The sequence below is a fragment of the Streptomyces violascens genome, assembly GCF_014649955.1.
In the GTDB taxonomy this organism is placed as follows: domain Bacteria; phylum Actinomycetota; class Actinomycetes; order Streptomycetales; family Streptomycetaceae; genus Streptomyces; species Streptomyces violascens.
Window position 1 is genome coordinate 44940 of the sequence record NZ_BMUA01000040.1, and the last position, 6199, is coordinate 51138.

The 6199-nt window shown below is 66.8% G+C and carries 6 protein-coding genes and 3 pseudogenes; 5 read left to right on the forward strand and 4 right to left on the reverse strand.

Annotated features, from left to right (window positions below):
* Positions 1 to 24: 24 nt before the first annotated feature.
* The gene (locus IE206_RS38865) at positions 25 to 612 is read right to left on the reverse strand and encodes an RNA polymerase sigma factor (protein ID WP_189970905.1); all 588 of its coding nucleotides are present in this window, start codon (positions 610 to 612) and stop codon (positions 25 to 27) included.
* A 671-nt stretch (positions 613 to 1283) separates the two neighbouring features.
* On the opposite strand from IE206_RS38865, the gene IE206_RS38870 reads away from it, so the two are divergent.
* The gene (locus IE206_RS38870) at positions 1284 to 1805 is read left to right on the forward strand and encodes a hypothetical protein (RefSeq protein ID WP_189970907.1); all 522 of its coding nucleotides are present in this window, start codon (positions 1284 to 1286) and stop codon (positions 1803 to 1805) included.
* A gap of 145 nt (positions 1806 to 1950) precedes the next feature.
* On the opposite strand, the gene IE206_RS38875 is transcribed toward IE206_RS38870, so the two are convergent.
* The gene (locus IE206_RS38875; RefSeq protein WP_189970910.1) at positions 1951 to 2109 is read right to left on the reverse strand and encodes a hypothetical protein; all 159 of its coding nucleotides are present in this window, start codon (positions 2107 to 2109) and stop codon (positions 1951 to 1953) included.
* 28 nt (positions 2110 to 2137) lie between these two features.
* On the opposite strand from IE206_RS38875, the pseudogene IE206_RS38880 reads away from it, so the two are divergent.
* Positions 2138 to 2404: pseudogene (locus IE206_RS38880) on the forward strand (IS256 family transposase); the annotation flags it as partial.
* Positions 2405 to 2451: 47 nt separating this feature from the next.
* Here the strand turns inward: IE206_RS38880 and IE206_RS38885 are convergent.
* Both IE206_RS38885 and IE206_RS38890 read right to left on the reverse strand, forming a co-directional pair.
* Positions 2452 to 3390: a methylenetetrahydrofolate reductase gene (locus IE206_RS38885; RefSeq protein ID WP_121825926.1), complete on the reverse strand. Its 939-nt coding sequence runs from the start codon at positions 3388 to 3390 to the stop codon at positions 2452 to 2454.
* Between the two features lie 310 nt (positions 3391 to 3700).
* A complete protein-coding gene (locus IE206_RS38890; protein ID WP_189970912.1) occupies positions 3701 to 4465 on the reverse strand; it encodes an alpha/beta hydrolase family protein in 765 nt (254 codons plus the stop codon).
* A 298-nt stretch (positions 4466 to 4763) separates the two neighbouring features.
* Here IE206_RS38890 and IE206_RS38895 point away from each other — a divergent pair.
* The 3 genes and pseudogenes from IE206_RS38895 to IE206_RS38905 all read left to right on the forward strand — a co-directional run.
* A pseudogene (locus IE206_RS38895) lies at positions 4764 to 5039 on the forward strand (transposase); the annotation flags it as partial.
* A 127-nt stretch (positions 5040 to 5166) separates the two neighbouring features.
* Positions 5167 to 5544 carry a glycine cleavage system protein GcvH gene (gene gcvH / locus IE206_RS38900; protein WP_268254466.1) on the forward strand — a complete coding sequence of 126 codons (378 nt, stop codon included), beginning with the start codon at positions 5167 to 5169 and terminating at the stop codon, positions 5542 to 5544.
* Positions 5545 to 5804: 260 nt separating this feature from the next.
* Positions 5805 to 6199, forward strand: a pseudogene (locus tag IE206_RS38905) (hypothetical protein); the annotation flags it as partial.

The following is a 6199-nucleotide window of genomic DNA, read 5'->3' on the forward strand; positions in this document are numbered from 1 at the left end:
CCGGATCGATGCTGACGTGCGTGCTCATGCCGTCTCCCCTTTCCGTTCCTGAAGACCAACGGTGTCCGTCGATTCATCACCGTGGATGTATCCGACCTGCTCACGCAGTGTCTTGCATGCCACGGAGAGGTGCTTTCTGACCCCTGATGGACTGATCCCCAGGCGCTCCGCGATGTTCACTGGCGATGCGTCCTTGTAGAAGTGGAGCAGAGCAACCTGCCGGCGTACAGGGGGAAGGGTCTGCAGCACTTTCCAGCAACGCTCAAGGACATCACGGGCCAGAACGATGTCCGCTGGATCCGGCCCGTCCCGGTCGTACAGGCGCAGCAGTTCCGGCTTGAGCTTCTGGAGCCTTCCGGCCCGGCGGATGTTGTCGACCCACATGTTGTTCACGGTGGTGCGTAGCCAGGCTCGTTGGGCATCCGGTTCGCGGTCCGCGAGTTTTTGCCAGGATTGCGTGGCGGCGAAGAATGCCCGCGAGACCAGGTCTTCGGCTTCGGGCCGGTCGCCTCCCGTGCGCACGGTGGCGTACTGCGTCAGGGATACCTCTTCTCGTTCCCATAACGCGGTGACCTGGGCGGTGGTCTCTTCGTCGATGTTCCGCTGGGTCATGCGCGTCCCCCGTCGTCGGCGGCCTCGGGTGAGGGGCCGACTCGGACGTGCATGGCCGGCCCTCCTCTGCCGCGTTCCTGGACCACCACCGTCCCGGCCGGAGCGTTGCGTATCAGCGCCAGGAGTGTGGTCCTGCGCTGCCATTCAGCCAGAACCTCGGCTACGGCCGCGAGAGCGGCAATCAGACATATCCACAGCCAGAACCGGGGCTGCAACGCGAGCGTCGACAGCCAGGCAGTCCAGCTTCCCCAGAGAACCTTCACACCACTGAATCGAACGAGCCCCACAAAACGCTGCCCTCACACCCAAGATTCTTTTCAACTGGTGCGGGTCCTGTCCGAATACGAGGGCTGCATCCGTGAGCTGCCCTTCGCTCAGGGGGCGCAGCTCTGCGTACGGGGGGCGCGCCGCCGCCGGGTCGGCGGCTCTGTGGGAGGCCACGCCGGGCTGCCGGCGGCGTTCTGCCACCCACCACTCCCCCACCGCCGACGCCGTGTGTGATCCTGACGGGGCGAAGTGTTCGACCCTCGTGCTTGAACGGGCGTCGCCCGCCGCACTTCCCCCGGCCCCGTACGCGCTTGCTGAAGTGCTGCGGACGGCGTTGCCTACTCCACCGAGCGAATGGCTGACTGCCCTTGACCACGATCAATCCACACCCCACTACGGGCCGGATGCCGGGACGGACCTGGATCATCCGCCTGGCGGGCCACGCCGACCACACCGCGACGCTCACCTGCAGCACTACGGCCTGTCGGATGCCGCCTCGCTCACCAGATCTCGCCCGGCTCCGTGCGTTCGCCGCGGCTCACGCCGCCGCCCATGCCCGCGCCGCCGGCACCCGGTCGCAGGCCGCCTGCGCGTGCCGCGCCCAGGAGTGCGCCGCCCACGAGGCGAGCCCCGTGTCCTGTGCGGGACAGACCGTGCTGATCCTGCGTCACGACCCGTCCATCGGCCAGGTCTGGACCTTGTCCGAGGTCTGCGCCGCCTGCGCCTCGCGGACCCCCCACACCCAGGTCATCGCCCGCACCACCTCCAGCGAGTCAAACCCGGCCGCCCAGGCGCAGCATGTGGTCCGGCCTCCCGTCGCCGGAGGCTTCTCCGCCCCCGCAGGCCCGGGCGGCCCAACGCTCGAACCCGGCACCCGGCGTGCGCCCAGGGCCCGCCAGTACCGCGACGGACGGCGCCCCACCTGACCCCGCACCGGCTACGAGGCTGGCGGGCTCCCTGCGTCAGCTGCCGTCGTACGTCTGCGTCCCAGGCTTGGCTCGCGTGGCTGCCTCGACGAGGCAGCCACGCTCCCGTGCACAGATGCGGGTCCCCAAGCCGGTCCCCGGTGTCTCAGCCGGAGGCTTCAAGACGGTGGCGGGTATGGATGAACGAGGCCAGGCCCGCCAACTGCGGGCGCCCCAGGAGCCGGTCCAGGCCCGCTGCCTCGCCGGCCAGCACGAGCGGACGTCCGAACGGATCGGGCACCTTCCACAACGCGAACAGCGTCACCAGCGCCCCGGTGCGCAGCCGGTCGACCTTTTACGACTTCCCGGCCGAGCACTGGGTGCACTTGCGCACGACGAATCCGATCGAATCCACCTTCAGCACAGCCAAGTTGAGGACCCGGGTCACCCGCGGCGCCGGCAGCGCGGCCGCCGCCCTGGCCATGGTGTTCAAGCTCGCCGAGTCCGCCCAGGCGCGCTGGCGTGCGATCACCGCACCCCACCTCGTCGCCCTCGTCCGCGCCGGAGCACGCTTCGAACGCGGCGTCCTGGTCGAACGCGGGGAGCCTTGTGCGGCGTGATGGACCCCCAACTGCCGCTCAGCCAGCGGCTATCAGGTGTCCTGACTTCAGCGCGCTGTGCGTCCGAGCAGTCCGCTCAGCTCATGGGCGAGGGCGACCGAGGCCTCGATCTCGACCTTGCGGATCGACACGCTCTCCACGAGGAAACCGAAAGGCATGCCGAGCTTGCGGCAGAAGGCGATCAGATCCCGGGCGTTCGCCAAACAATGCTCGTACGACTCGGCAAGCGTGTCGTCCGCGTGAAGCAGGGAGTTCTCGAGCCAGCGCGGAACCTCGACTCCGAGCCACTTGAGGAACGCCAGCGTCTTCACCGAGCCGCACACCGACAGCGTAAAGAGCACGGGCTTCGGTGCGAGCTGCCGCTCACGGCAAACGTAGTAGTAGTCGGAGACCATGCTCTTGGCCGCGTCGGCGCTGTAGATGACCTGCGAGATGAAATACGCGCATCCCGCCTCCTGCTTGGTGATCAGCCGCAGATGCTCGTCAGGGCGCTCGGTGATGGCGACGCCACCGAGCAGCAGGTCCGGACGGACGTCGCGGCGCAGGACGTGCGCCGTCGACAGGCGCGTATGTATAGCCTTGTCCTTCGAGGACGCACCCACGAAGACCCCGAGCACGCGGTCCGCATCAGCCATCCGCAGCCAGGTCCGCAACTCCGCCTCGGTGTACTTGCCGACGCACCGATAGATCACCGCAGGGCGGTTCCACTCTCCGAGATATTCCGCGTGGTACGCGGCGGGATCCATGGTCGGCAGGTAGGGGAACGGGCGTTCCTCCGGATTGCGGTCGCTCTCGTCGTCGATGTCGTAGAGCGCCAGACCATCCACGTTGAGGACGTCCAGCCGCGCCAAGGTGGCCGCGGTGATCTCTCGGATCCGCTCAGGAGCGATACTCAGGCGCGGCGGCGTGATGCCGAACAAAAGGACGCCGCTCTCGGCGTCAGTCACCAGCGTCCGGAGAGCCATGCTTTCGCTGTGATCCACCATGCCGCGGAAACTAGCAGCTCATCCACCAGGCGGTAGGAAAGCATCACTCTGTGAGACCGGGATCCGGTGACGCCCCGCCCGAGGAAGCCACGGCAACAAACACCTCCTGGATCAGGAAGCCGTCGCAAGACCCTTGGCGACGTCACTCGTTCCCGTACCAAGCCCGACCGCTGCTGATCAGATCCACAGGATTTGACAATAACTCCGGCCCACTAGGGCCTGTCTGGAGTCGTGATCAGTGCGGTCAGCTTCAACCTGAGCCCGTGGTGGCGGTGTCCGGCTGGCCAGCTGGACACCGCCACCACTCACGTCAGGCCGACATGGTGACCGCGCTGCCGAGGTGCCGGGCGAAGAACCGGACCGCGCTGTCGGCCTCGAACCGGGGCAGCTCCTTGTGCTTGCCCGAGTTCACGTGGAGGGACTTTTCCTTCGAGGCGAAGGCGTCGAACAGCGCGAGACCTTCCTCGCGGGAGATGTGCTCGTCGTCCCACTGCAGGTCGAACTCGATCGGGATGGTGATCTGCTTCGCGTACCCGGCCAGGACATCGGGCCAGTGCTGGCCGAAGACCGCGGCTGTGATCCTGGGTTCGGCTGCCACGAACGGCACGCCGATCGCGGTACCCATGTTGATGCCCCAAAAGCCGACCGGGCCGTCGATGCCGATCTCCGGGAGCTCTTGAAGTGCGTCCAGGAGCGCGTGGTACTCGGGCACGGCCAGCTTCGCCAGGTGGTCGTTGTAGCGGACGACGATCGGGCCTTCCGGCTCGCAGGCCGCCCGCGCCGCGAACAGCGCGGCGATCTCCTGCTCGTCGTGCTCCGTGCGCGGCCGGTCACCGTGACCGGGCGCGTCGAGGACCGCGACGTGGAAGCCGCAGCCGTGCACCAGGCGCTGGGCCCGGCCCGACATCGCGGGGTGCTTCTTGTGATTGCCGCCGCCGTGGCCCATCAGGATCAGGGGTGCACGGTCCGCACTGGATTCGGGGGACCAGAGGACACCGGGGACCCCGTTGACGGTGAAGTCGCGCTCGACGATGCCGTTGGAGATCGATTCGGCGGTGAAGTGCAGCGTGTTCATGGCGTGTTGCCTTTCAGGAGTACCTGGGTTTCGAGGCGCTCCCGGCGACACCTACGCAGATCGCCTGACCGTGGCGGCAAGAGGGAGCACCCATACGAGTACTGCGTTCATGGGTCTCACCTCCTGGGACTGGATCACGGCCAACGGAAAGCTACCAGAACGATCACCAGTGCGACCATGCCTTTCCACTGGCACATGATCAGGACCTCCAGGCAGAACCTGGACCAGCGACTTGCCTCGAGCCGCGATCAATTGATCGGGACAGAGCCTCGGCTCGTCGGCCTGGTAGAACGCTCAGGTGACACGACGTGAGCTGAGCGATGACGAGTGGGTGTTAATCGAGCCGCTCTTGCCGATCGGGCGGTACGGCCCCTATCCGCAGCGCTTGTGCGAGCAGTTCGAGGGCGTCATCTGGCGGTTCCGCACTGGTAGCCAGCGGCGGGAGATGTCCGGGGAGTTCGGGGCCTGGCAGACGGTCTACGACCGGTTCGCTCAGTGGCGCGACGCCGGCGTGTTCGCCGCGATGATGGACGGGATGATCGCCGAGACCGCCCGGCACGGCCGAACGTCAGTGGAACCAGACGAGCGGAGTGAGACCGAAAGTTGCCTCTCGCCCGGATGTCCCAGGGCAGGATGATCCAGAGATCACCTGGTACTTGGGATGGAGTCTGACGATGTCCTAGGACGACGTCCGCGAGGGCCTGCGGTACAGCAAGGATCACGAGTGGGTGCGGAGCGAAGGGAGCGGAGTGGCGGTGGTGGGGCTCACCGCTTTCGCGGTGGACCAGCTCGGGGATGTGACATTGGTGGCCATTGATTGCCGTGTGGGCGACAAGATCTCCGCTGGTCGTGCCTTTGGCACAGTGGAGTCGGCCAAAACGCTGTCCGACGTCTTAACGCCGGTCAGCGGTGAGGTGGTCGCCGTCCATAGCGAGCTGGAGCAGTCTCCGGAGTCGGTCAACCACGACAACTACGGAGAGGGTTGGCTCATTAAGGTCAAGGTGTCGGATCCAGGCGAAGTGGGCCGATTGATGGACGCCGACACCTACGCCGCTCTCCTCGAGACCGCGGCCCACTAAGCGACCGCGGTTCGGTGGCCCGGAGCAGCGGCCGTCTGGTCCACGACCAAGAGTGGCCGGCCGCTTCCCTCGCACTGCCGCGTGCAGTCTTCACGACGTGATCGGGGCGGGGCCTCGCGGCCCAGCCCCCATGCGATAGGCGTCAGTCGACGGAAGGTTCAAACCTCCAGCTGGCTGACCTGTCGCAAGGTTGAGCGTTGTCACCGAAGATTGGTGACCATGCGGTTCCCAGCCGTCAAGATTCCCCTATGGACTCAGGGGTGGCTGCCATCGTGGGTGCGGCCGTGGGAGTGGTGGGTACCACCCTCGCGGCCGGCGTTGCAGGCATATCGGCTCAGCGGCAGGTCAAGGCAGAGCACCGGCATTGGCGTCGGCAGCTCCGCCGCGACGCGTACTCGGCATTCACGGCCAGGGCGGACGAGCTGCGCAAAGTATTGAAGGAGATCTACGCTGAGCTGATCAGGCCGGGAGCGGATCTCGATGCCGTCCGCGCTGCCCTCGATGGCGCTCGCGGATTGCTCACCGGCGGACTCGCTGACGCTCAGGCAACGGTGGAGATCGAAGGGCCGGAGAAGCTGGCACGTATGGCGGAGGAACTGTCTCGCTCGCTCTCGGCCTGCGTCGCTGCCACCGGCGCGGCCACCCTCGGGCGCGG

Bases quoted from the DNA above. Each gene is read 5' to 3' on its own strand.
- IE206_RS38890 (WP_189970912.1), bottom strand. From the start codon at position 4,465: ATGAACACGCTGCACTTCACCGCCGAATCGATCTCCAACGGCATCGTC.
- IE206_RS38885 (WP_121825926.1), bottom strand. From the start codon at position 3,390: ATGGTGGATCACAGCGAAAGCATGGCTCTCCGGACGCTGGTGACTGAC.
- IE206_RS38870 (WP_189970907.1), top strand. From the start codon at position 1,284: ATGCCGGGACGGACCTGGATCATCCGCCTGGCGGGCCACGCCGACCAC.
- IE206_RS38865 (WP_189970905.1), bottom strand. From the start codon at position 612: ATGACCCAGCGGAACATCGACGAAGAGACCACCGCCCAGGTCACCGCG.